Source organism: Streptomonospora nanhaiensis, assembly GCF_026642255.1.
Classification (GTDB): Bacteria; Actinomycetota; Actinomycetes; order Streptosporangiales; family Streptosporangiaceae; genus Nocardiopsis; species Nocardiopsis tropica.
Map to the genome: position 1 here is coordinate 1,217,173 of NZ_CP113264.1, position 24,461 is coordinate 1,241,633.

Genomic DNA, 24,461 nt, shown 5'->3' on the forward strand with positions numbered 1-24,461 from the left:
CCGGAGTGCCCGAGGGTCCCGCGCGACGCCGCGCGGGGCCCTGCCGCGTCCCGGGGACCTACACTGGGGACCGTGGCAGACATGGACCCAGCAGAGAAGATCAAAGAACTCGCGGCGACCCTGGCGAGCGTCTCCGCAGTGTTGGACCTGGAGGCGATGGGCACCCAGATCGCCGAGCTGCGCGAGCAGTCCGCGGACCCCGAGCTGTGGGCCGACCAGGACAACGCGCAGAAGGTGACGCGCCGCCTCTCCGTCCTGGAGTCCACGGTCAACAAGGTCAACGGCATCAGCCAGCGGCTCGACGACCTCGGCGTCCTCTTCGAGCTGGCCGAGATCGAGGACGACGCGGACACCAAGGACGAGGCCGACCGCGAGCTCGAGCAGCTGCGCAAGGAGATCGGCGAGCTGGAGGTGCGGACCCTGCTCAACGGCCCGCACGACGAGAGCGAGGCCATCGTCACCATCAACTCCCAGGCCGGCGGCGTGGACGCCGCCGACTGGGCGCAGATGCTCCAGCGCATGTACCTGCGCTGGGCGGAGCGGCACGGCTACCCCACGGAGGTCTACGAGACCTCCTACGCCGAGGAGGCGGGCATCAAGTCCACGTCCTTCGCGGTCAAGTCGGCCTTCGCCTACGGCACCCTGCGCGGCGAGCACGGCACGCACCGCCTGGTGCGCATCTCGCCGTTCGACAACCAGAACCGGCGCCAGACCTCCTTCGCGGGCGTCGACGTCGTGCCGATGGTCGAGAAGAGCGACCACATCGACATCGACGAGAAGACCGAGCTGCGCATCGACGTGTACCGCTCCAGCGGTCCGGGCGGCCAGGGCGTCAACACCACCGACTCTGCGGTGCGTATCACCCACCTGCCGACCGGGATCGTGGTGTCCTGCCAGAACGAGCGCTCGCAGCTGCAGAACAAGGCGACCGCCATGTCGATGCTCCAGTCCAAGCTCCTCGCACGCAAGCGCGAGGAGGAGCAGGCGGCGCTGGACGAGATCCGCGGCGACTCGGTGAGCAGCTGGGGGACCCAGATGCGCAACTACGTGCTCCAGCCCTACCAGAGCGTCAAGGACGTGCGCACCGGCATGGAGACCGGCAACACGTCGGCGGTGCTCGACGGTGAGATCGACGACTTCATCGACGCGGAGATCCGCTGGATGCGCAGCCGCGAGCGCCAGGACGGCTAGGCCGGGGTCCGCGGGCCGTTCCGGGCCCGCGTCCGCCGGGCCGAACCGCGTCACCCGCGGTCCGCGCCCGGGGAGGCCCCGGGGCCGCGCCCCGCAGCGGGGACACGCCCGGTCCCGGAACCGGTACCGCGGGTGTCCGTGCGGGGCCGGCGGGGGCACCGTAGCCCAATGGTGATGAGTACGACTCCGCAGTTTTACCGAAGTTGCTATATGTGAACGTTATCATCGGTTGACACCTCCGATATGCTCGTGGCTGCTGTCCGAGAGTGCACTGACGTTGCGGGCGAGACGCGACCTGGACAATCCGGGCCGCTCCCCCCTCTACACTGTCGGTTGGCCATGTGGCCGGTACGACCCGAGCGGAGTATCCTCCGCCAGGTCGCCCATACCTTCGAGAGCCTTGTGATGCGCCTGTGATCCACTTCGAGAACGTCACCAAGCAGTACCCGACCCAGAAGCGTCCCGCGCTCGACGGTGTTTCCATCGACGTGGACAAGGGCGAGTTCGTCTTCCTGGTGGGCCCGTCCGGCTCCGGAAAGTCGACCTTTCTCCGCTTGGTGCTCAAGGAGGAGAAGCCCGACAAGGGACGCGTCCACGTCGCCGGCAAGGACCTCGCGCGGCTTTCCAACTGGAAGGTCCCGCACCTGCGCCGACGCATCGGATGCGTCTTCCAGGACTTCCGACTCCTGCCGAACAAGAACGTCTTCGAGAACGTCGCCTTCGCCCTGGAGGTCATCGGCAAGCCGCGGCGCTTCATCCGCAAGGTCGTGCCCGAGGTCGTCGAACTCGTCGGCCTGGAGGGCAAGGCCGGGCGCATGCCCAACGAGCTCTCCGGTGGTGAGCAGCAGCGCGTGGCCATCGCCCGCGCCTTCGTCAACCGCCCGCAGATCCTGCTGGCCGACGAGCCCACCGGAAACATCGACCCCGCGACCTCCATCGGCATCATGAAGGTGCTGGACCGAATCAACCGCACGGGCACCACCGTCGTCATGGCGACACACGACGCCGCCATCGTCGACTCGATGCGCAAGCGCGTGATCGAGCTTGAAGAGGGCCTGGTAGTGCGCGACCAGACGCGCGGCGTCTACGGCCAGGCGTACTGACCTCCTTGCTGCGAGGACCGGCGCGGCAAAGCCCCGAAGGATGGACCTTTAACAGATCATGCGAGCACAATTCGTTCTCTCCGAGACGTGGATCGGCCTGCGTCGAAACCTGACGATGACCATCGCCGTCATCACGACGGTGGCCATCTCCCTCAGCCTGTTCGGTGCCGGTCTGCTGGTCAACCAGCAGGTCTCCGAGATGCGCACCTACTGGGACGAGCGGATCACGCTGACCGTCTACATGTGCACCGACATCTCGCCGACCAGCATCTGCGAGGAGAACGGCGCGGCGACGGAGGAGGACCGCACCGAGCTGGCCGCCAAGCTGGACGGCATGAACGAGGTCGACGGCTACGAGTACCTGACCCCGGCCCAGGCCTGGCAGGACTTCCAGGACCGGCTCGGCGCCTCCAACGAGGCCCTGGCCGGCGCCGCCCAGGAGGGCGACATCCCGGACAACTACCGGGTGCAGCTCACCGACCCGTCGCACTACGACACGGTGCGCGCGGCGGTCCAGGGGTCGCCCGGCGTCGACAGCGTCTCCAACGACAGGGGCCTGCTGGAGCAGTTCTTCGGTCTGCTGGACGTCCTCAAGTGGGCCGCCCTGGTCGTCGCCCTCGTGCAGCTGGCCGCGGCCGCGCTGCTGATCGGCAACACGATCAGGCTCTCCGCCTACAGCCGCCGCCGGGAGACCGGCATCATGCGGCTGGTCGGCGCGTCCAACTTCTACATCCAGCTGCCGTTCCTCCTCGAGGGCGCGATCGCCGGTTTCGCCGGCGGTCTGATCGCCTCCGGGTTCATCGTGGCCACACGGTTCACGCTGCTCACCCGGATCGAGGAGTGGTTCCAGTTCGACGTCGCCCTCGGCACGGGCGCGCTGATGTACGTCATCGGCGTGTCGATGATCCTCGGTGTGCTGCTGTGCGCCGTGACCTCGTTCCTCACCCTGCGCCGCTACCTGAAGGTCTGACGCGGCCGCCGAGGGGCGGAAAGACCACAACCGGGGGGCCTCGTGCCCCCCGGACGTATGAAGGGACAGACCTGTGGCACGGGAAACCGGGCACAAGCTCATCGCGCAGAACAAGCGAGCCCGGCACGACTACCACATCGACGAGACCTACGAGGCGGGTCTGGTCCTCACAGGCACCGAGGTCAAGTCGCTCCGGCAGGGCCGGGCCTCCCTCGTCGACGGCTTCGCCCACATCAACGACGGCGAGGTGTGGCTGGAGAACGTGCACATCCCGGAGTACTCGCAGGGAACCTGGACCAACCACGCGGCCCGGCGATCGCGTAAGCTACTCCTGCACCGCGAGCAGATCTCCCGGCTCATCGGGAAGACCCGGGAGCCCGGTCACACGCTGGTACCGCTTTCCCTGTACTTCAGCGACGGCCGGGCCAAGGTCGAGATCGCTCTGGCCCGCGGTAAGCGTGAGTACGACAAGCGCCACGACATCGCCGAGCGCGAGGCGAAGCGGGACATGGAACGCGCGCTCCGCCGCCGCAACCGATGAGGCGCCCGAAAGGAACACACACGGTGTCCCCCCGTCCCCTTGGCCGGTTCACGGCCGTCGGCAGCGCACTGATCCTCGCCGCCACCCTGGCCGCCTGCACACCGAACCCCAGTCCGGAGGTGGCGGTCAGGTCCTTCCTGCTCGCCTGGCAGGACGGGGACCACGAGGGGGCCGCGGCGTACACCGACGGCGACCCCGAAGAGGTCGCGGGCGCGCTCACGGACATGCGCGAACAGCTCGACCTGGCGTCCCTGCGCTTCGGCCTGGGCCCCATCACCCGTGACGGCGACGCGGCCGACGCCGAGTTCGAGGTGCACGCGGACCTCGGCATCGGCGACCCGACATGGAACTACACCGGCCGCATGCCCCTGGTGTGGGGCGCGGACGGCTGGAAGATCAGCTGGTCGTCGAGCGTCCTGCACCCCGACCTCAGCGAGAACGAGCGGCTGGCGGTCAGCTACGAGAGCCAGGAGCGCGGGCAGATCCTCGACCGCGAGGGCGAGCCGCTGGTCTCCGCGGACAGCGTGACCGCGTTCGGCGTGTTCCCCGCCGAGATGGAGGACAAGGAGGCCGGGGTCACCCAGCTCGCCGAACTCCTGGAGGAGGACCCCGACCCGCTCCTCAACCGCGTGCGCTCCGCCCCGCCCGAGCAGTTCCAGCCGCTCGTGCTCATGCGCGGCTCCAGCGTCGACGAGAACCTGCTGAGCGAGGCCGGGAGGATCTCCGGCGTCGACACGCAGGAGGTCGAGATCAACCTGACGCCGTCGATGGCGCCGTTCCTGCTGGGCGAGGTCGCCGGCACGTCCGAGCACCGGGTGTCCGCCCGTGTGCCGGGCCCCTACCAGGCGGGCGACACGATCGGGCTGAGCGGCCTCCAGAACATCTTCCAGCACGAGCTGGCGGGCTCCGGCACCACCCAGGTCGTCTCCCTGGACGACGGCGGAGAGGTCACCGACGTCCTCGACTCGTGGGCGGGGGAGCTCAGCGGGGTCATCGACACGACCCTGGACTCGGGCGTGCAGCGCGCCGCGGAGACGGCCCTGGAGACCCTGCCCGACAACGGCTACCTGGTGGCCGTGGACGCCGCCAGCGGCGAGGTCCTGGCAGCCGCCAACGCCTCCGGCAACACCACCGACGACGCGGCCCTCACCGGCTCCTACGAGCCCGGGGGAGCCTTCACGATGGTGTCGGCCCTGGCGGCGCTGGAGTCCGGCGCCACCACGCCCGACGGCGTCGTGCCGTGCGGTTTCTCGGCCGAGGTCGGCGGACGGACCTACGTCAACCCCAGCAGCGGGTTCCTGTCCGGGGAACCGGACCTGGCCCGCAACCTGGCCTTCATCTGCAACGTCGGGTTCGTGGAACTCGGCTCCGAGGTGGGGGCCGACGCCCTGGCCGAGACGTCGCAGAAGCTGGGCATCGGCGCCGAGTGGCAACTGCCCGTCCCCGCGTCCTCCGGCGCCGTCTCCATCGGCGGCGCCGACGAGGACGTCGCCTCCGCCATGATCGGCGAGCACGGCGTCCGGGTGAGCCCGCTGAGCATGGCGCTCGCGGCGGGCGCCGTCGCCGACGGCACCTGGCACGCCCCCACCCTGGTCCGGCAGGAGGGCCCGTCCCCGGCCGGGGCCGAGGCCCTGGACGAGGCCCACCTCGAGGTGGTGCGCACGGGGATGCGCGACGCCGTCGTCAACCGGATGCCCGAACTGCTCGCCGGCGGGGGAGAGGTGTACGGGCAGGCCGCCCGCACCGAGCAGGACGGCACCGCGCTGCACTGGTTCGTGGGCTACAAGGACGGGATCGCCTTCGCGGTCCTGGCCGAGGTGGACCCGAGCATGACCGCGTGGTCGCAGTACGCGGTGGACGCCACGAACGTCTTCCTCAACACCCTGGCCTCCGGCGCTCCCGCTGAGGGGACGGTCCCGCTGGACGGGGCCGAGCTCACCGGCGGCGAGGAGCAGGTCGGCTGGTAGCGGCCGGCGGGGCGCAGGCCCCGCCCTGTCGCGGCCGGCGGTCCCCGGCGGGCGGCGGGTCCGCGCAGGCCAAGGAGCGGCAAAGAACGGTCCCCCCGGGCAACTCCCGGGGGGACCGCTCGCGTCTTCCCCTGTGACTGGGACCGCCACGGGGGTAGCGGACCAGTACGTGGGGCAGGACCTCATCTCGGGGGAGATCCTGCCGGTTCCCACGAGGTCGGCCGGACCCTGCCGACCGCCCCCCGTGAGCCGCGTCGACCACTTCTCGCGTCCGCGCTCACGGGGGTTCTCCGCGTCCGGGAGGATTCGGGGCCCCGGACGGGAATCAGCTTGGCCCCCGTGCCGTTGTAAGGGTAGAGTGATGGACGCACGGGCGTTCGACGCTCGCGTGTCGGCCGACCGTCTGACGGGAGGCTTTGACAATTTCACAGGGGGTGATCGGTTTCGACTTCGGTAGTCGTTCCAGGGGAAGCGGGTCGAGGGTTGCGTTTGTGACCTCGTTAATCCTGCATTCGCATAAACACAAGTGCCAATTCTAAGCGCACTGAGTTCGCTCTCGCTGCCTAAGCGATAGCGTCTCTGTCGACCTGAGCATGTCATCGGCCCAGGACTCGGCATCAACAAGGTGACTTACCGCTCAGATCAGGCCACGGGGCCTGAGCGGGACATTTTCGTGGCTGGGCCTGTCAGCGATGTGTCTGTGCAAGCGCTGGGGCCGAGTAGAACGACAGCGCAGACTGCACCCGGAGAAGCCCTGGCTCGGTGCTGAAGGACGCGGGTTCGATTCCCGCCACCTCCACTCGATGACGGGACGGTCCCGTGCGACGGCTCATGCCGCCGCGCGGGGCCGTCCCGTCGTTGTGTCCGTGGACGCCTTCCCGGACCCGGCGCGAGGCTTCGCCTCGCGGTTCGCGGCCGGTTCGCGTCACCCCTGTTCCATGACGGCACGGCCCCGCCCGCGCGTGATCGCGCTCGCGGGGCCGTCCGTCGTTCCGGGCCCCGGTCCGCCGCAGTCGGCGGGCCGGGGCCCTTCGTGTGCCCGGACCTGTATCTGTGCAGCGATGCCACCTAGGTTGTAACTCTGACTAGGTGGCGATACTGTCTAGGTAGTGAAGTCGAGCCACTGCTGGTGGCGGAGGCGAGGGGGAGCAGGTTCCGGATGACCGGTGCGTGCGGTTCCCGACGGAGGAGGACGCACGCATGGACCGCCGCGCGAGCTGGCTCAAGGGGGTGCTGGACCTCCTGGTCCTGGCCACCCTGACCGAGGGGGAGAGCTACGGCTACGAGATCTCCAAGCGCTTGGACGGGAGCGGGTTCGGCAGGATCCGCGGAGGCACGCTCTACCCGGTGCTCAACCGGTTGGAAGAGGCCGGGCTGGTCGTCGCGGAGTATCGCGCCGCGCCGAAGGGGCCCGGCCGCCGCTACTACACACTGACCGACGGTGGACGTGCCTTCCTGCGGGAGCAGGGCGCGGCCTGGATGGAGTTCGACGCCTCGGTGCGCTCGGTACTCGTGGACGGAGAGACTGCATGAGCGACTACTTCGGAGCCCTCGCCGCACGGCTGCGGGAGCACGGCGTGGACGGTGAGCGGTCCCGGGCGCTGCTGGACGACCTCTCCGCCCACGCGGCGGAGAGCGGTGCGGACCCCGAGGAGGAGTTCGGCCCGGTGGAGGAGTTCGCCTCGGCGCTGACCCGCGCCTCCGGCGAGGTGGACTCCGGCGGTACCGGGGCCGACCCGGAGGACGAGGCCCTCGTGTGGACCGCAGACGCCTTCGAGGCGCCCGCCCGGCTCAACGAGATGGGCGCCCAGGGATGGGAGGTGGAGCGGGTGGACAGGCTCGGCCGCTTCGTCAGCCGGAGGTCCGCGGAACGGCCCCAGACGTGGGAGTACCGCCAGGAGGTCGGCTCCGGGCGCGCGGACCGTGAAATCCTCGGGGACCGGCTGGCGCCCGGGGGCTGGGAGCCGTGCGGGCGCTGGTCCGTCCTCTCCTACTTCAAGCGTCCCGGTGCGGTCACCGCGGGGCCCGGCGCGGAGTTGGACTCCCCGCCGGCGCCCGGCGGACGCCGCTACTTCTTCGGCCGCAAGGGGGTGCTCGTCATCGGAGCCTCCCTCACGGTCGCCCTCGTCGCGGGCGGGTGGTCGGTGCTGAACCTGGTGTCCGGCGTCGCCGACGCGGAGGGCGCCGCGGACCTGGCCGGGTTCGCCACCGGGGCCGTGGTGGGGGCGATCGCCGTCCTCCTCCCGGTCTGGGGCGCCGTCCGCCTGGCGGCGGCCCGGCGGGAGCGCTCCGGAGGCTGAGGGGGCTCCCGGGCGCGCGCCCGCGGCGCCCCGGCCTCCCTTCCGCCGCCGGGTCGGAAGAAGTAGCCTCGTGGTCCCCTGGCCCGCGACCCGGCGGGCACGCGGAGCGCCTTCGACACGAGAGTTCTGCCGATGCCGAACAAGACAGCCGAGTCCCTCAACGCGAACCGTTCGTCCCTGGCGCACAAGGTGCGCTACGCGTTGCGCAACCCCGGAAGGGTGGTGCCCTATGTGCGCCGGTCCGTCCGGGACTGGAGACTGCGGATGGCCCACCGCGACCACGTGGACTACTACCGGGCGGTGATGGCCTCCGACGCGGCCAGGGACCCCAGGGCCGCGGTGGGCAGCCGGAACGAGGAACGCTGGCTGGCCCTGGGGCGGATGCAGTTCGACTACCTGGTCGAGCACGGCCTCGAACCCGGGCACCGGATGCTGGACATCGGCTGCGGCAACCTGCGGGCGGGGTGGCGGCTGATCGACTACCTGGACGAGGGGGGCTACTACGGGATCGACATCTCCCCGGACATCCTCATCGCCGCCAAGGGGGTCCTCGTGGAGCGGGGGCTCCAGTCCAAGCTGCCGCACCTGACGATCACGCGGGACCTGACGTTCTCGTTCCTGCCCGAGGGCCGCTTCGACGTGGTGCACGCGCACAGCGTGTTCTCCCACTCGCCGATCGAGGTGATCGACGAGGCCCTGGCGAACGTGGAGAGGATCCTGGCGCCGGGCGGGTTCTTCGACTTCACGTTCGACCGGACCGAGGGCGAGGAGCACCAGGTGCTGCGCGAGGACTTCTACTACCGCACCGACACGCTGATCGCCCTGGCGGAGAAGCACGGGCTCGACGCGCGCTTCATGGAGGACTGGGAGGAACGGCCGCACGGCCAGTCCAAGATCCGCGTCACCGCCCGTGGGCCCCGGTCCGAGGCAGGCTGAGGCAGGGGTCCTGTCCGCGCCACCGGGGCCCGGCGGCCGCTGTCCGCCGTCCCGAGCCGTCCGCTCCTGATGAATCTACGTCGTAAAGGCCGCAGGGGGTGCCATGCCCCGTTCCGATGGGGCGGCCGGTCCCGGTGCGTACCCACGTGCGGCGCGGACGCGTCGCCGCGGCGCCTCCCGGCGGCCCGGTCCCGGGCACGGACGGGGGCGGCGCCGAGCGGAGCCGCCCCCGTCGGCGCGGACGCGCGGTCCTCACGCCTCGGTGGCCCCCACCAGCCAGGCGACCTTGTGGGCCGTGACCCCGAGGCTCCCGCTGCTGCCGAGGTGGACCCCGAACGAGGCGAGGAACGCGTAGTCGAATTCCCTGCGTTCACAGATCACGTCCTCGACCGCGCAGGTGGACGCCGGGTTGCTCACCCGAAGGTAGGGCGAGCGGCCGTCGACCACGTCCGCCCGGACGGAGTAACGGGACAGTTCGCCGGCGAGTTTGCCGAGGTGCCCGTGTTCCTCGGAGGCCTCCTGGGCCGGCTGCTCGTCCTCGGTCTGTCTCGACTGGGCCATGGCGCAGATCCTTTCGTGTCGAGCGCGGGTGCTCTCCTCGATGCCCTGCCGCCATTGTGACTCAAGGTTATAATACCGTTACGCACCCGGATGGCGACACGCCGTCATGCCGTCCAGGCCCCCCGGTACATCACGTCGGACACGGTGAGCCCCTCCGACATGACGACGAGGTCGGCGTGGCCCCCGACCTCGATCCGCCCCGCTCCGGCCAGGCCCAGCGCCGCCGCGGGGACCGACGACGCGGACCGCACCGCCTCGGGCACGCCGACCCCCAGCCCCTCGACCGCGTTGCGCACGGCCCGGGGCAGCACGATGGTGCTGGAGGCGATCGCCCCGTTCTCCACCAGCCGCGCCTCTCCGCCGCTCACGCGCACCCGCAGGTCGCCCAGCGTGTACTCGCCGTCGCCCAGCCCGGTCGCCGACATCGCGTCCGTCACCAGGGACACCCGGTCCGCGCCCGCGGCCGCGAACACCAGGGCCGCCGCGCCGGGGTGGACGTGCACGTTGTCCATGATCAGTTCGAGGGTCACCCGGCCGTCGTTCAGCGCGGCCGCGATCGGTCCCGGGTCCCTGTGGTTGAGCGGCCTCATCGCGTTGTACACGTGGGTGGCCACCGTCGCCCCGGCGTCGAAGGCCGCCAGGGTCTGCTCGTAGCCGGCGTCGGTGTGCCCCACGGCGGCCACCACCCCCGAGGACACCGCCGCGCCGATCAGGTCCAGGGCGCCCGGGAGTTCGGGGGCCACCGTGACCATGCGCACGTGCCCCCGGCCGGCCTTCAGCCAGCGGTCGAACTCGACCGTGTCCGGGTCGCGCAGCAGCTCCGGGTCGTGCGCCCCGCACTTCGAGCGGGCGATGAACGGCCCCTCCAGGTAGATCCCCGCGAGCTCCCCGGCGTCGCAGAGCTCGGCGAGGGCCGCCACCTGGCGGACCGTGTCCTCGGGGGTGGCGGCCACCAGGCCCCCCACCAGGGAGGTCACCCCGTGGCGGCGGTTGAAGGCGACGATCTCGCGGACGCCCTCCGGATCGGCCTCGGGGAAGGCGTGCCCGGCCCCTCCGTGGATGTGGGTGTCGACCAGGCCGGGGACGACCCACGAGCCGGCGAGGTCGCGGATCTCGCCGGGGGAGGCTCCGGAGGAGGGGGCGTCCGAGCCGAGCGCGGCCACGCGGCCGTTCTCGACCCGCAGCCAGCCGTCGTGGACTCCGTCGGGGGTCACGACGCGCGCGTTGGTGAGCGTGACGGGGGTGTGGGCCATGTTCGAGCTCTCTCTGCGTCTGCGGCGCCCGGTGAACGGGAGGGCGAAGGTTGTGTGGCGCAAATTACATCGCCGCGTCGGCGCCGGGTGGAAGGGGGTGTGCCTTCCGCCGTTGCGCCCCGTATCCCCTGCGGAGCTGGGGCGTTCCGAACCCTGGGACGGCTGTCCGAGGGCTGGACCGTACGTCGTCGGGGCCTGTCGTCGCGAGGCGGGGGGCGGCACGCATTGACGATAGCGGCCGCCGCGCCTCATGATGGAGGCATGTCCGCCGGTGAGCTGCTTGTCCAGCGCCTGCATGTCGATCTGAGACAGCAGGCGAGCGCGCTCTGTCGTAGCTAGTGCCTTGCGGGGCCGCAGCCCCGCGCCACGGGTGTACTCCCGTGACCGTGCCCTACCGCAGACACCGGACGCTCATCACTCCCAGTTCTGGGCCCGGGTCGTACCCCGGCCCGCGGAGCCTCCCTGCCAGGCCCGACGCACCGAGTCCCGGACGACGAGGTCCACTCCCCGTGTCGGTAAGAGGAACGACGTCCTCTCCGGTGTCAGCACCCCGATCGCCGCCCCCCGACGTTTCCTCCGGTCGATCCCGGCTCGCTCTGACCGAACCCAGGAGTTCCGCATGACCCGCTTCACCGTGCTCGTCGCCGCCCCCCGCTCCCGTTCCGCCGTCCGGGACGCCGCCCTGCGCGCCGCCTCCGAGGTGGCCTCCCGCGCGGGGGTCGCCTCCGTCCCCGACGTCATCGACCTCGCGGAGCTGGGCCCCGACCTGCTCGCCGAGTCCTCCGAAGCCGTGGACGCCGCACTGGAGACGGTGCGGCGGAGCGACGTCCTGCTCGTCGCGTCCCCGCAGGCGCACGGCACCTACACCGGCCTGCTGAAGGTGTTCCTCGACCGCCTGCCCGAGCTGGGCCTGGGCCACACCGTCGCGGTCCCGCTGGCCGTCGTGGACGACCTGCGCAACAGCCACGGCATCGAGGAGGACCTGCGGATCCTGCTCGCCGACCTGGGCGCCTGGGTGGCCGAGCCCGGCCTGATCCTGGCCGACGACGAGACCGGCCGGCCCGACAGCGTCGTGCGGGCCTGGGCGGACGTCGCCGCCCCGGGTCTGCGCCAGGCCGTCTCCGTGGCCGCCTGACCCGGACCTGCCGTCCGCCGGCGGCGGGCCCGTGTCCGCGGACACGGGCCCGCCGCCGGCTCCGGTGCGGGGCGGCGGCGCCGGGCCCCGCCTTCCGTGGGACGGCCGGGGTCAGGCCCCGGGCGCGTCCGTGCCGTTCCGGGCGGGGGCGGTCGGCGCGGCGTCGGCGAGGTGCGCCCGCCTGCGGCTGGTGTCGGCCTCGGCCCGGGCCACGTTGCCGCGCACCAGGACCACCACGACCAGGGTCAGCGCGAAGCCGCCGATCCGCAGCGCCAGCATGAGCGGGTCGTCGGGCAGCCGCTCCCCGAACAGGATCGTGCCCATCACGACCATGAACACGTTGCCCGCCACGTTGGACACCGGTGCGGTGATCGACGCCCGGGAGCGCTGGAGCGAGGTCTGGAAGAGGACGATGCCCACCGCCCACCCGACCGCGTACAGGTAGGGGTAGGGGGACAGGAGCGCGGGGGCCACTGCCGCCCACAGGCCGTGGTCGGCCAGCAGTCCGCCCAGGCCCTTGCCCTGGAGTCCGGCGCTCCCCTGGGCGAAGCCGGCCGCGGCGCCCAGGGCCGCCGCCGACATGGACCGTCCGCCGCCGCCGGTGAGGGCGACCACGGCCAGGCACGCCGCCACGGTGGCCAGGCTGACGGTGACGAGCAGCCCTGTGTCGGCGGTGGTCCCGGTCTCCGCGCCGTCGGCGGTGGACAGGGTGAGCAGGCCCAGGGCGACCGGCATGAGGGCCAGGGCCACGTATTCGCCGCGGGTGATCCGCTCGCCCACGACGAGGGTGACGACGAGGATGCCGCACGCCACCCCGGCGGCGAACGCGGGCTGGGCCACGGACACCGGGGCCAGGCCGAGGGAGACGATGAGCCCCACGCTGCCGAGCGCGGTGAAGAGGCAGCCGAACACCCAGCGGGGGTTGCCGAGCAGTACGCGGGCCAGGTGGAGGGGGCGGTTGACCGAGATCGACTCCGACCCGTGCAGAGCACGCTGCTGCACGCTCAGGCCGACGGTGTAGACCACGGCGGACAGGAGCGCGACCAGGAGTCCGATCACGGGAGGGGCCTTTCGGCTCGGAGGCGGCGGCGTCGGGAGGGCCCGTGCGTCGGCGCCCGGTGCGGCAGCGCCGGGGCGGGGGTCTCGGCGGACACGGGTGGCGCTAACGTCGGGATGCGCGGTCCCACATCGGCCGCCGGAGGACTTTGGACGGTTGACGACCTCCATATAACCAGTTCTAGTCTGGTCTGACGAGCCCCATGTCCTCGTCTGAACAGCCAGGGACGGTGTGGCTCCGGGAGTGGGCATAGAACCTGTTCCGGGGCTGCCGAAGGGCGTGACGGCGAGGGATGGGGCATGGTGCAGGACCCAGGCGAGCCCGGTGAGGACACCTCCGAGCCCCGCGGCGGGGCGGTCGGCCCCTCGCGCGCGGAGGCGGGGGACGGCGCGAACGGCGTCCCGGAACCGGAGGCGGAGGAGCGCTCCTCCGCGGCCGGCGGGGCGGGCCCCTCGCCGTGGTCGCGGGCGGCGGAGCTGCTCCCGCACTCCTGGCGCGGGTACGCGCGGAACTTCTCGTGGCGTGACCTGCCCTGGCCGCGCCCGGCCCCCTGGCGGTACCGCTCCTCGCGCTTCGAGCCCGGTCCGCTCGGGCTCCTGGGGGTCATGCTCGCGGCGATGGCCGTCACCCTCCTGCTCATCCAGACCGGTTCGGGCGGGGCGCGGGGCGAGGGGGACGAGCTCGCGGAGGAGCCCGTCACGGTTCCGGGGCCGCCCGCGGGCGAGCTGCGCCTCATGCTGGTCGGCGACTCCCTGACCCAGGGGAGCAGCGGCGACTACACCTGGCGCTTCCACCTGTGGTCCCACCTGCGGGAGGCCGACGTCGAGATCGACTTCGTCGGACCCCGCGACGACCTGTACGGGCTCGACGACGGGGAGCCCGGGAACCGTGACTACGCGGACCCCGGATTCGACACCGACCACGCGGCGCGCTGGGGCACGTCCACGAGGGAACTCGCCACCGGTGTGGCGGAGGTGGCGGCCGAGCACGCCCCCCAGTACCTGCTGCTCCTCGCCGGGACCGAGGACATCCTCGCCGGGCACGGGGCGGACCACGCGTTGGAGGGCATCGGCGAGACGGTGTCCACGGTCCGTGTCGTGCAGGGCGAGACCCGCTTCGTCATCGGGGAGCTGCCCGCGGTGGAGGGCACCGGCGACGACGGCCGGTTCAACGAGGAGATCGCCCGGTTCAACATGGGGCTGGTCGACCTGGCCCGGCAGCTCACCTCCGGCGACTCGCCCGTGGTCGTCGCGCGGGTCGCCGACGGGTACGCGCCGGCGCGCGACAACTGGGACGAGGCGCACCCGAACGCGCGCGGCGAGCTGAGGATCGCCGCGGCGTTCGCCGACGCGCTCGCCGATCCGCTGGGGGTCGGCCGGGCGTTCGAGCGCCCGCTCCCGCGCCTGCCGGTCGGGCCGCCGACCGCTCCCGAGCCCGTCGCGGAGGAGACCGGGGACGGACTCGTGCTGAGCTGGGAGGCCGTGCCCGGGGCGACCGGCTACCGGGTGGTGCAGCGCCGGGTGGAGCCCGACCCCGACGAGGCGTCGGTGCTGCCGGTCGAGGTGGAGGACGACGGCGGCGAGAGGTCCGTGCTGGTGGAGTCGCTGTTCAGCGGTGCGCGGTACGAGTTCGTCGTGCGACCGTTCAAGGGCAGGGACGAGGGCGCGGAGTCCGAGCCCCTGCAGCTGGTGTGGGACGACGACCCGCCCCCCGGCCCCGACGGGATCGGGGTCCGGGACGGCGGCGCGACGGTGGTGTGGGACGCGGTGGAGGAGGCCTCCCACTACGAGGTGTGGGTGCGGCCGCTGGACTGCGTGTCCGCCGACGAGCGGCGGTCCCCGGGGGTCCCCGCGGACGTGGACGGGATGCCGGGCAGCCCGGACGGGGGCGCGGCCCCGCCGGACGGGGGCGCGGACCCGTCCCCGCCGGCGCCGGACCCGGTTCCCACCGACCCGCCCCTGCCGGACCCCGGCCCGACCCCGGCGCCCGAGGCGCCGCTGCCCGCCCCCTCGGAGCCGGACGGCGGCTGTGAACGGCGCGACGGCCGCGGCCCCGAGGACGGGGAGGGCTGGCGCACGCTCGGCTCGGCGGGGGAGGAGCCGCGCTGGACGGCGACGGTGTCGGGCGCCTACGAGGTCGTGGTCCGCTCCTACCGGGACTACGTGGAGGGCGGTTTCTCCGACAGCGCCCTCCTGGGGGGCGGCTGATGGCCGTGCGGAGCGGTGCCGCGGGCGGCGCCCGGAGGCTCCGGTGGGCGGCACGCCTGCTGCCGTGGGCGGTGGGCCTGCTCGCCGGTGTCCTGGCGCTCGGGCCGGCGCTCGGCCCCGGGTACGTGCTCCGCTACGACATGGTGTTCGTGCCGGACCTGTCCCCGGGCACGGTGCTGGAGGGGGCGGACGGCTTCCCCCGGGCCGTGCCCAGCGACGTGGTGGTGGCCGCGCTGTCGGGCGTGCTGCCGGGCGACGCGGTGCAGGCGCTGGCGCTGCTGGCGGTGTTCGCCGTGGGAGGGGCGGGGGCGTCCGTCCTGTTCGCCCGCGCGTGGGCGGGAGGCGGGCCGGTGCGGGCCGGGACGCTCGCGGCCTCGGCCGCCGCGGGCCTGGCGTACGTGTGGAACCCGTTCGTCGCCGAACGCCTGCTGTTGGGCCAGTGGGCCGTGCTCCTGGGCTACGCGGGGCTGCCGTGGGTGGTGGGGGCCGTCGTCCGGTCGGCGGAGCTCCGGCCGGGGGCGGGGTTCGCCGGAGTCGTGCGCGCGCTCGTCCCGGCGGCCGTGGGCGGGTTCTCGTCCGTGGTGCTGACCGGGCTCACGGCGGGCCCGGTGGCTCTGCTGGGGGCCCGTCGGGCGCCAGGCGGCGCCCCGCCCGGAGCGGGCGGTCCCGGCGGTCGCCGGTGGGCGCGGACCGGGCTCTTCCTCGCGGCGCTGGTGACGGTCGCGCTGCCGTGGCTGCTGCCGTCGCTGACGAGCGGCGCGGGGACCGACCCGGCAGGGGTGGAGGCGTTCGCGGCCAGGTCCGACACCCCGTTCGGCACGGCGGTGTCCCTGCTGCTCCTGGGCGGGGTGTGGAACTCGGGGGCCGTCCCGGCGGGTTACGGCGAGCCGGTGACGGCCGCCGTGCGGCTGCTCCTGTGCCTGGCGGCGCTCGCGGGCTGGGCGTGGCTGCTGCGGAGGGGGCGGCCGCCCTTCGGGGCGGGGCTCTCCGCGGCCGCCGCCGCGGGCCTGGCGATCGCCCTGCTGGGCGCCACCGCTCCCGGCCGGGAGCTCCTGGGCTGGCTGGTCGGGCTGTGGCCGGGGTTCGGGGTGCTGCGGGACGGCCAGCTCTACGTCGCCCCCCTGGCGCTGGTGCAGGCGCTCGGGCTGGGCGCGGCGGTGCTGTGGCTGTCGGGCTCCTCCGTGGCGGGGGAGGGGGGCGCCCCGCCGCAGGGCCTCCCCGTGGCGGGCGCCGTCCGTTCCCCGGGGGGAGACGGCCCCCCGCCTGCGGGCGGCTCCCGACCGGAGCCCGCCGGGCTGTGGCGGATGGTGCTGGCGGTGTTCGCGGGGCTCCTTCCCGTGGTGACCCTCCCCGGTCTCCTGTGGGGCGCGGGCGGCGTGCTCGCTCCCGCCGACTACCCCGCCTCCTGGCTGGAGGCCCAGCGGGCGGTGGCCGGGGACGGGCGCCCCGGGGCGGTGCTGGTGCTCCCGTGGAGCGCCTACCGGGGGATCGACTGGTCCGGTCGGCCGACCGTCGTGCTCGACCCGGCCACCCGGCTCTTCGACCGGCGGACGGTGTGGAACGACGACCTGGTGGTCGGCACGCCGGACGGCGGCACGGTGGTGGTGACCGGCGAGGACGCCCGGGCCCGGGAGGTCGCCGGGCTGCTGCGGCCGGACCCGGGGACCGGGCTGCCCGAGCGGCTGGACCCCGGGGTCCTGGCCGGGGCCGGGGTGCGGTACGTGGCGGTGTCGGCACCGGTCGATAACCAGTTCTGGTCCGGGGTGGACGGACTGTCCGTGGTGGTGGAAGGGGCCGACATGGTGCTTCTGGAGGTTCAGGATCAGCACATCAAGGCAGACAAAGCCACCATTTCGGGGTTGGAAGTTACCGGTGGGTTAGTTACAGTTGGGGCAATCATCTGGTCTATGGCTAGATCAGGTTCTAGTCTCGTTTTCCAGTGCCTCGGTCCCAGTTCGGGGTCGGGCGCGCGGAAGGAGATCCCCAAGTGATCAAGGTAATCGCCGCCTGCGTCATCGGCGCGGCCCTGGCGGGGGGTGGCACTGTTCTGGCCACCAGCCTCGCCACGGACTCGACCGCGACCGCGGAGCCGGTGAACGAAACCCTCTACAACTACGGCGACCGCTAGGAAGCCCGAGTTCGACGGAGGACAGCGGGCGCCCCGTCCCCAGCGGGGCGCCCCACCCCCGAAACCCCGCGGCCCCCGTCCCAGGCCGCCCCCCACAGACGTCCGGTCGACGGGTCTGTTCGGCATGCGTTCCACCCTTCCCCCGCGTGATCGCCGTACGTGTCCAGGCGTACGCGGAGGGTGCTCGCTGCCGATCCTCCCGGACTCCGCGCGGAAGGAGAGCGTGTGGTCTTCCAGAAGGTCCGCCACGGGGCGGAACCCGCCCTGTCCCGGGTCGCCGCGTCCCCGGCCGCCACCGCCGCACCCGCCCCGGCGGAAGCCGGCACGGAGGCGCCCCCCGACCCCGGACCGCGCCTCGACGGCGTCCGCCTGGTCATGATCAACTGGCGCGACCCCTGGCAGGCCGCCGCCGGGGGAGCCGAGGAGTACGCCTGGCGGATCAGCCGCCACCTGGCCGAACGCGGCGCCATCGTCACCTTCCTCACCAGCCGCGAACCCGAACAGGCCCGCGTCGAGACCCGGGACGGCATCGTCATCAGGCGCATGGGCGGCAAGTTCACCGTCTACCCGCGCGTCATGGCGTGGCTCGCCCTGTGGCGGCGCGAGTACATGCTCGCCTTCGACTGCATGAACGGCATCCCCTTCCTGTCCCGGCTCGTCCTGCGCCGCGGCACCAGGGTGGTCAGCGTCGTCCACCACGTGCACGACCTCCAGTTCAACGCCTACTTCGCGGCCCCGCTCGCCCGGGTGGGCCGCTTCATCGAGTCGGCCGTCGCCTCCCGCGTGTACCGCGACTGCACGACCGTCACCGTGTCGGAGTCCTCCCGCCGGGCCATGCGCGAGAAGCTCGGCTGGAGGGCGCCCATCGAGATCGTCCACAACGGGGGCACACCCCCGGCGCGTCCCCTCCGGCCCGCCGCCCTCCACCACCCCCGGACCGCGCCCTCCGGCCGGCTCCTCCCCGGGCCCCCCGCGGCCCCCGCCACCGGCCTCGGGAGCCCCGCCGTCGTCAGCCTCGGCCGCCTCGTCGTCCAGAAGCGCGTCTCGCAGGTGGTCGACCTGGCGCGCAGCCTGCGCGGAGCGCACCCCGGCCTGAAGGTGCACATCATCGGGCGCGGCCCCGAGGGCGACCACCTGGCCGAACAGGTCGTGCGCGACGGCACCGGCGACCGGGTCCGCCTGCACGGCTTCCTCTCCGAGGAGGACAAGAACGGCGTCCTGGCGGCGTGCGACCTCCACGTGACCGCCTCCGAGTTCGAGGGCTGGGGCCTGACCGTCATCGAGGCCGCACGCCTCGGCGTGCCCACCGTGGCCTACGATGTGGACGGACTTCGCGATTCGGTGCGTGACGGTGAGACCGGGTGGCTGGTCCGCGAGGGCGAGGACCTCGCCGGCGCGGTAGCCAGGGCCCTGGAGGAGCTGTCCGACCCCCGACGGGCCGAGGCCGTGCGCCGCGCCTGCCTCGCGTGGGCCGCTCGGTTCACCTGGGAGGCCAGCGGCGCGCGGATGGCCCGGCTGGTCGCCGCCGAACTCGGCCTCCCCGGCGGAACCCCCGACCACCCCGGCGCCGGAGAGGCCCCGGCCACCACGACCACCCCGGGCGCCCCGGCCGGGGCAGCAGGCAGGAAAGAGCGAATGTGACTTCGGCGGAATCCACCGCCAGGCGCGAACCGGAGGATTCCAGCACACCGACCGCCCCCCGCGGAGAACTGGACCAGAGGCTGCTCACACGGCTCAAGGTCCTCACGGTGTGTCTGCTACTGGGCGCTCTGGCAGCGAGCATCGACCCCGGCAGGATCGTCAGCGACACCAAGATCGACCTGACGGCCGACCCCCTGGGGTTCATGGAGCGGGCCCTGCACCTGTGGGACGCCTCCTACTTCGGGCAGATCCAGAACCAGGCCTACGGGTACTTCTTCCCCAACGGCCCCTTCCACCTGCTGTTCGACTCGCTGGGCATGCCCGACTGGCTCATCCAGAGGCTGTGGATGGCGGTCCTGCTCGTCGCGGCCTTCACCGGCGTGTACAAGGTCGCCGAGGCCCTGGGCATCGGCACCGCCAACACGCGCATCCTGGCCGGGGTCGCCTACGCCCTGGCCCCCCGCGTGCTGACGCTGCTGTCGTACAACTCGGCCGAGCTCCAGCCCATGCTGCTGATGCCGTGGATCCTGCTGCCCCTGGTCCTGGGGGCCCGGCACGGGTACTCCCCGGCCCGCGCCGCACTGCTGTCCGGCCTGGCCTTCCTCCTGTGCGGCGGCACCAACGCCGCCTCCGAGCTGGCCGTCCTGGTCGTCCCCGGCCTCTACCTGCTGACCCGTGCCAACGGCCCCCGCAAGCGGCGGCTCATGGCGTGGTGGACCGCGGCCCTGGTCCTGGCCTCCTCCTGGTACGTCGCGCCGCTGCTCATCATGTCGCGGTACGTGTACTCGTTCATGCCCTACACCGAGGACGCCGCCGTCACCACCGGTGTCACGTCCCTGGTCAACGCGCTGCGCGGCACCTCCAACTGGATGGGGTTCCTCCCGGACCAGGGCAACACGGCCCTGCCCTCGGGCGCGGAGCTGTCCACCACCCCCTGGCTGATCGCGGCCACCGCGGTGGTCGCCGGGCTCGGCCTGGCCGGGCTGGTCAACCGGCGCACCCCCGAGCGCCTGTTCCTCATCACGAGCCTGCTGACCGGCACCGCGATCATCGTCGCGGGCTTCACCGGCGACCTCACCGGGCCCTTCGCGGAGACGGTGCGCACCCTCCTCGACGGGGCCCTCTCCCCGTTCCGGAACGTGCACAAGTTCGACGCGCTGATCCGCCTGCCGCTGGTCCTGGGGCTGGCCCACCTGCCGGTCGTGGTGGCGCGCGACCGGGCGGACCGCAGCGGGGGCCCCGTCCCCGGGCGCGTCCGCCGGGCGGTCGCGGGCGGCGCCTCCTCCGTCTTCCTCGTCACCCTCGTGCCCATCGGCGCCGTCGGCATCGCTCCCGCCGGGGGCTACGAGCGGATCCCCGAGTACTGGTACGAGGCGGCCGACTGGCTGGAGGAGCGCTCCGACGAGCGCGGCATGACCATGGCCCTGCCGGGCTCCGCGCGCGGCGAGTACGAGTGGGGACGCCCCCTCGACGAACCCCTGCAACCCCTCCTGGACGGTGCCTGGACCAACCACCAGATCATCCCGTGGGGGTCGGCGGGCGTCTCCCGCATCACCCACGAGATCGACCAGAGGGTCTCCTCGGGCCGCGGCTCCGCCGGGCTCTCCGCCACCCTCGCCCGCATGGGAGTCACCCACCTCCTGGTCCGCAACGACCTCCAGCGCACCGCCAACAACGGCGGCTGGCCCGCACGCGTCCACCAGGCGCTCCGGAACTCGCCCGGCATCACCGAGGCCGCCGAGTTCGGCCCGGTGATCGGCTCCCTCGACCACCAGTCCGCCTCGCAGTGGTTCGACCAGCCGTACCCGGCCCTGACCGTCTACGAGGTCGGGGAGGCGGCCCCGACCGTGGGCACCGTCCCCTCCGACGGGACGCTGAGGGTCACCGGCGGGCCCGAGTCCGTGCTCCACCTGGCCGAGCAGGGCCTGCTCACCGACGACCGCCCCGTCCTTCTGGGCGACGACCCCGGCGCCGCCGGGATCGCCGCGGAGGACACGATCGTCACCGACACCGCCCGCCGCCGCGAGGTCGTCTACCCCGACGTGCGCCGCAACGTGTCCGCGACCCTGACCGAGGACGAGGAACTCGAACGCGACGTCCCCGCGCCCGACGTCCTCGACCCGGCCTGGGAGGACCACGTCGCCCACGCCGAGGACATCGGGATCGAGTCGGTGAGGGCCTCCTCGTCCGAGAGCGGCGCGGGAGCACGCGCCGGCGACCGCGACCCCGGGCACGCCCCGCACGCCGCGCTCGACGACGACCTCACCACCTCGTGGCGGTCCAGCGCCTTCACCGGGGCCCTGGGCCAGTGGATCGAGGTCGAGTTCTCCGAGCCCCAGGACCTCACGGGGCTGAGCATCGCCTTCGAGCAGCTCGCCGGCGAGCCGCCGCCCTCCCGCGTCACGCTGGTCACCGACAACGGCGAGGCGGAGGTCCCCGTCGCCGAGACGGCGGAGCCGCAGGAGCTCATGGCCCCGCCGGGGCCCACCGGTACGCTGCGCGTGCGCGTGGACGAGCTCGCCTGGGAGCCCGAGTACCGGTTCGGCACCCGTGTGGGCATCTCCTCCGTCTCGGTCCCCGGCCTCGAACCGGACCGCACCCTGCGCGTGCCCGGCCCCGCGGACACCGGGACGCTGCTGTTCACCGGTTCCACCGGGACCGTGCCCGGCTGCATGGAGGGCTCCCACGTGTGGGTCTGCAACCCGCGCCTCCAGGTGCAGGGGGAGGACGCGCGCGGGCTGGACCGCACCTTCGACCTGTCGGCGGACGCGGCCTCCACGCCGCACTCCGTGACCGGCGAGGTCGTGCTCACCGATCCCAGGGAGGCGGAGAACGCCGCGAACCGGGCCGGCCCCCATCCGCACGTGACCGCCTCCTCCACCGCGGTGGAGCACCCGGCGGCCATGGGCCGGGGCGTCCTGGACGGTGACGAGAGCACCGTCTGGTACCCGGACCCGGAGGAGAAGAACCCCTGGCTCGACATCGACCTGGGGACTCCCGCCGAGATCGGGTACCTGGCCGTCGAGTTCCCGCGCGCCGACAGCGTGATGCGGCCGATCCGCGTGACCGTGGAGGGCGGCGGCACCGTCCGCGAGGGCTGGCTCGACGGCAGCGGCCGGGTGGACTTCGCCGAGTTCACCGCGTCCTCGCTGCGGGTGACGTTCGAGCGGCCCGAGGGGCAGTCGCTGGAGATCGGCTCCGTCGAGCTCCCCGGCGTCGAACCGGTCGACCCGCTGCCCGAGGGCGACGCGTCCACCGCCTGCGGCCTGGGCCCCACGCTGCGGGTCAACGGACAGCGCGTGGAGACCCGGATCAGCGGGGGAGCCCTCGCCGACCAGCTCACCGGTCGGCCGGTGCCCTACGAGAGCTGCACGGACCTGGACCTGGTCGAGGGCGAGAACCGGGTCGTGGTCGACCCGGGCAACCGCTACGAGGTGCGCTCGGCGCTCATCGGCTCCGCGGGGCCGGCCGCGGACCGGGCCGAGGTCACCACGGCCGAGGTGGAGGCGCTGCACGAGTGGGGGCCGGGCGAGCGCCGGTTCGACGTGGACGTCGACGAGGACAGCTTCCTGGTCGTCAACGAGAACTTCAACGAGGGCTGGCGGGCGGTCCTGGAGGGCGGGGACGCGCCGCTGGAGCCGATCCGCCTGGAGGGGTGGAAGCAGGCCTGGGTGCTCCCGGAGGGCAGCGCGGGCACGGTCACCCTGACGTACACGCCCGACACCGCCTACCACCGCGCCCTCGCCGTCGGCGCCGCCCTGGCCGCGGTGCTGGTGGCGGCGGCACTGTGGCCCCGCCGGCTCCTGCCGGGCGGGCGCGCCCTCCGGGCCTCGCCCCCGCGCGGCTCCCGGGCCCTGCCCGCGGCCGGCTCCGGGTGGCCGGGCCGCTGGGCGGTCCTGCCGCTCGGCCTGGCCTACGGGGTCTGGGTCGCGGGCTGGGTCGGCGCGGCCCTGGTCGGCCTGATCCTGCTGTGCATGTGGTGGCTGGGCCGCCGCGCGCCCCGGCGGCTCAGGCACGCCAGGCCCGGGCGGCCGTCGATGGGCGGGCGCCTGCTGCCCCACCTGGCCGGGCCGTGGCCCCCGGTGGTGTCGCTGGGCCTGGCCGGGCTGTCCGTGGCCCTGGGCACCCACCTGGCCCTGTACATGCCCTTCCACGACGTCACGGAGGCGTTCGGGGGAGCGCTGCGCGGCTGGGCGGCCCAGCTGCTGTGCCTGCCCGCGCTCGCCAGGCTCGTCCTGGCCCTGGGCCGGCGCGGCGACGGCGACCCGGCCGACGCCGACCCGCCGGCGGTCCGCGCGGCCGCCGGGGCGGACCCGGAGGCCGCCCGCGGACCGGACCCGGGCGGGGCGGACGGGAGCGCCCCGGCGGCGGAGCCCCGTGACGGCGACCTGAGGGAGCCCGACTCCGAGGAGGCCCGCGCATGAGCGCGACCGGGACGCGGACCGACAGCCAGGTCGGCCCGCCCGGGACCCCCGGACGCCCCCTGCCGCGGGGCGCCGTCATGGTGGCGCTGGGGGCGTTCCTGCTGACACTGGCCGCCCTGCTGCCGCTGTACGTGCACGACAGGATCGCCCTGCTGCCGGCGCAGACCCGGTTCGACGTCAGGATGGTCGACGAGGACGCCGGCTACCTCGACACCTCCACCTGGCGGTGGGTGGAGGCCGCGGAGCTCACCCGGGTGACCCGCGTGGACGGCTCGGCCCACGGCGGGGACTGGTCGGCGTGGGAGGTGTCCGTGGACACCTCGGTGCCCGACCGGATGATCGACCACTGGAGCCGGCGGGTGATCGTGGACCGCGAGACCGGCAGGGCGGTGAACTGCTGCGGCGAGCACGTCGACGGCGACCGCGCGGTCCGCCAGGCGGGGCTCGTGTACTCGTGGCCGCCCGGGGCCGAGGAGGGCGACCACCCGTTCTACGACGCCGAGGTGCGCTCGGCGCCGATGCTGGAGTTCCAGGAGTGGGACGAGGTCGCCGGGGTCCCCGTGCGCCGGTACAGCCAGTGGGTCGAGGCCTCCCAGGTGCCGGAGTCGGCGCGCCCGGTGCCCGCCGGGCTGTTCCGGTCCGGCGCCCGGGGGACGGTCACCGCCACGCGCTGGCTGGAGGTGAGCCGCACGTTCTGGGTGGAGCCGGTCAGCGGGATCGTGGTCGACGCCCACGAGACGCGCTCGGAGACCCTGCGCCCGCAGGACGGCGGGGGCGAGGTCCCGCTCCTGTACGCGGAACTGGTCATGGCGGACAACCAGGTCTCGGCCTACGCCGAGCAGGCCCGCGTCCGGTCGGTGCTGCTGCGCGCCCTGGACTCCTGGGCGCCCTGGGCGCTGGGACCGCTCGGCGGGCTGGCGGTCCTCGTCGGCCTGGTGGGGGCATGGCGGGGCCACCGTGCGGACGGCGCCCCCGCCGATCGGGAGGCCCCCGCCCGGAGGCGCGGGCGCCGGCGGGCCCGGGAGCCCCTCGACCCGCAGTGGTGAC

The 24,461-nt window shown here is 73.4% G+C and carries 18 protein-coding genes and 1 other RNA gene; 16 read left to right on the forward strand and 3 right to left on the reverse strand.

Annotated elements, in window-relative coordinates:
- Positions 1 to 72 precede the first annotated feature (72 nt).
- The 9 genes from prfB (at position 73) to OUQ99_RS05485 (ending at position 9,008) form a co-directional block, all read left to right on the forward strand.
- A complete protein-coding gene (gene prfB, locus OUQ99_RS05445) occupies positions 73 to 1,191 on the forward strand; it encodes a peptide chain release factor 2 (protein ID WP_267948328.1) in 1,119 nt (372 codons plus the stop codon).
- Positions 1,192 to 1,604: 413 nt separating this feature from the next.
- Entirely contained in the window at positions 1,605 to 2,294 is a 690-nt protein-coding gene (gene ftsE / locus OUQ99_RS05450) for a cell division ATP-binding protein FtsE (protein WP_267948329.1), read from the forward strand.
- Positions 2,295 to 2,352: 58 nt separating this feature from the next.
- Positions 2,353 to 3,264, forward strand: coding sequence for a permease-like cell division protein FtsX (ftsX, locus tag OUQ99_RS05455; protein WP_267948330.1), 912 nt, complete (start codon positions 2,353 to 2,355; stop codon positions 3,262 to 3,264).
- A gap of 73 nt (positions 3,265 to 3,337) precedes the next feature.
- Positions 3,338 to 3,805, forward strand: a complete 468-nt coding sequence (gene smpB / locus OUQ99_RS05460) for an SsrA-binding protein SmpB (RefSeq protein WP_267948331.1) — start codon at positions 3,338 to 3,340, stop codon at positions 3,803 to 3,805.
- 23 nt (positions 3,806 to 3,828) lie between these two features.
- Entirely contained in the window at positions 3,829 to 5,772 is a 1,944-nt protein-coding gene (locus OUQ99_RS05465) for a penicillin-binding transpeptidase domain-containing protein (protein ID WP_267948332.1), read from the forward strand.
- Positions 5,773 to 6,202: 430 nt separating this feature from the next.
- Positions 6,203 to 6,574, forward strand: a transfer-messenger RNA (tmRNA) gene (gene ssrA, locus OUQ99_RS05470).
- 398 nt (positions 6,575 to 6,972) lie between these two features.
- A complete protein-coding gene (locus OUQ99_RS05475; RefSeq protein ID WP_267948333.1) occupies positions 6,973 to 7,305 on the forward strand; it encodes a PadR family transcriptional regulator in 333 nt (110 codons plus the stop codon).
- Positions 7,302 to 8,072, forward strand: coding sequence for a DUF2812 domain-containing protein (locus OUQ99_RS05480; RefSeq protein ID WP_267948334.1), 771 nt, complete (start codon positions 7,302 to 7,304; stop codon positions 8,070 to 8,072). The genes OUQ99_RS05475 and OUQ99_RS05480 overlap by 4 nt, the downstream gene beginning before the upstream one ends.
- A 132-nt stretch (positions 8,073 to 8,204) precedes the next feature.
- A complete protein-coding gene (locus tag OUQ99_RS05485; protein ID WP_267948335.1) occupies positions 8,205 to 9,008 on the forward strand; it encodes a class I SAM-dependent methyltransferase in 804 nt (267 codons plus the stop codon).
- Positions 9,009 to 9,260: 252 nt separating this feature from the next.
- Here the strand turns inward: OUQ99_RS05485 and OUQ99_RS05490 are convergent, their stop codons facing one another.
- Together OUQ99_RS05490 and nagA are read right to left on the reverse strand one after the other, a co-directional pair.
- On the reverse strand, positions 9,261 to 9,569 hold the full coding sequence (locus tag OUQ99_RS05490) for a hypothetical protein (protein WP_267948336.1): 309 nt from the start codon (positions 9,567 to 9,569) through the stop codon (positions 9,261 to 9,263).
- A gap of 104 nt (positions 9,570 to 9,673) precedes the next feature.
- Entirely contained in the window at positions 9,674 to 10,822 is a 1,149-nt protein-coding gene (gene nagA / locus OUQ99_RS05495) for an N-acetylglucosamine-6-phosphate deacetylase (protein WP_267948337.1), read from the reverse strand.
- Between the two features lie 619 nt (positions 10,823 to 11,441).
- Here nagA and OUQ99_RS05500 point away from each other — a divergent pair.
- Positions 11,442 to 11,957, forward strand: coding sequence for an NADPH-dependent FMN reductase (locus OUQ99_RS05500; RefSeq protein WP_267948338.1), 516 nt, complete (start codon positions 11,442 to 11,444; stop codon positions 11,955 to 11,957).
- Between the two features lie 111 nt (positions 11,958 to 12,068).
- Here the strand turns inward: OUQ99_RS05500 and OUQ99_RS05505 are convergent, their stop codons facing one another.
- Entirely contained in the window at positions 12,069 to 13,016 is a 948-nt protein-coding gene (locus tag OUQ99_RS05505; protein WP_267948339.1) for a hypothetical protein, read from the reverse strand.
- Positions 13,017 to 13,313: 297 nt separating this feature from the next.
- Here OUQ99_RS05505 and OUQ99_RS05510 point away from each other — a divergent pair, with 297 nt between their 5' ends.
- The 6 genes from OUQ99_RS05510 to OUQ99_RS05535 all read left to right on the forward strand — a co-directional run bounded on the left by OUQ99_RS05510 (position 13,314) and on the right by OUQ99_RS05535 (position 24,460).
- Entirely contained in the window at positions 13,314 to 15,221 is a 1,908-nt protein-coding gene (locus OUQ99_RS05510) for a GDSL-type esterase/lipase family protein (RefSeq protein ID WP_431061481.1), read from the forward strand.
- Complete coding sequence (locus OUQ99_RS05515) at positions 15,221 to 17,212, forward strand: hypothetical protein (protein ID WP_267948340.1); 1,992 nt, start codon at positions 15,221 to 15,223, stop codon at positions 17,210 to 17,212. The genes OUQ99_RS05510 and OUQ99_RS05515 overlap by 1 nt, the downstream gene beginning before the upstream one ends.
- Positions 17,209 to 17,349: a hypothetical protein gene (locus OUQ99_RS05520; RefSeq protein WP_267948341.1), complete on the forward strand. Its 141-nt coding sequence runs from the start codon at positions 17,209 to 17,211 to the stop codon at positions 17,347 to 17,349. Before OUQ99_RS05515 ends, OUQ99_RS05520 begins: the two co-directional genes overlap by 4 nt.
- A gap of 225 nt (positions 17,350 to 17,574) precedes the next feature.
- A complete protein-coding gene (locus OUQ99_RS05525) occupies positions 17,575 to 18,990 on the forward strand; it encodes a glycosyltransferase family 4 protein (protein WP_267948342.1) in 1,416 nt (471 codons plus the stop codon).
- Positions 18,987 to 23,414, forward strand: coding sequence for an alpha-(1->3)-arabinofuranosyltransferase (locus OUQ99_RS05530; RefSeq protein WP_267948343.1), 4,428 nt, complete (start codon positions 18,987 to 18,989; stop codon positions 23,412 to 23,414). Before OUQ99_RS05525 ends, OUQ99_RS05530 begins: the two co-directional genes overlap by 4 nt.
- Complete coding sequence (locus tag OUQ99_RS05535; RefSeq protein ID WP_267948344.1) at positions 23,411 to 24,460, forward strand: DUF3068 domain-containing protein; 1,050 nt, start codon at positions 23,411 to 23,413, stop codon at positions 24,458 to 24,460. Before OUQ99_RS05530 ends, OUQ99_RS05535 begins: the two co-directional genes overlap by 4 nt.
- The last annotated feature ends 1 nt before the right edge of the window (position 24,461 follow it).

Excerpts from the sequence above, each read along its gene's own strand:
- ftsX (WP_267948330.1), top strand. The coding sequence starts at position 2,353 with ATGCGAGCACAATTCGTTCTCTCCGAGACGTGGATCGGCCTGCGTCGA.
- OUQ99_RS05475 (WP_267948333.1), top strand. The coding sequence starts at position 6,973 with ATGGACCGCCGCGCGAGCTGGCTCAAGGGGGTGCTGGACCTCCTGGTC.
- OUQ99_RS05480 (WP_267948334.1), top strand. The coding sequence starts at position 7,302 with ATGAGCGACTACTTCGGAGCCCTCGCCGCACGGCTGCGGGAGCACGGC.
- OUQ99_RS05485 (WP_267948335.1), top strand. The coding sequence starts at position 8,205 with ATGCCGAACAAGACAGCCGAGTCCCTCAACGCGAACCGTTCGTCCCTG.
- OUQ99_RS05490 (WP_267948336.1), bottom strand. The coding sequence starts at position 9,569 with ATGGCCCAGTCGAGACAGACCGAGGACGAGCAGCCGGCCCAGGAGGCC.
- nagA (WP_267948337.1), bottom strand. The coding sequence starts at position 10,822 with ATGGCCCACACCCCCGTCACGCTCACCAACGCGCGCGTCGTGACCCCC.
- OUQ99_RS05500 (WP_267948338.1), top strand. The coding sequence starts at position 11,442 with ATGACCCGCTTCACCGTGCTCGTCGCCGCCCCCCGCTCCCGTTCCGCC.
- OUQ99_RS05510 (WP_431061481.1), top strand. The coding sequence starts at position 13,314 with ATGGTGCAGGACCCAGGCGAGCCCGGTGAGGACACCTCCGAGCCCCGC.
- OUQ99_RS05515 (WP_267948340.1), top strand. The coding sequence starts at position 15,221 with ATGGCCGTGCGGAGCGGTGCCGCGGGCGGCGCCCGGAGGCTCCGGTGG.
- OUQ99_RS05535 (WP_267948344.1), top strand. The coding sequence starts at position 23,411 with ATGAGCGCGACCGGGACGCGGACCGACAGCCAGGTCGGCCCGCCCGGG.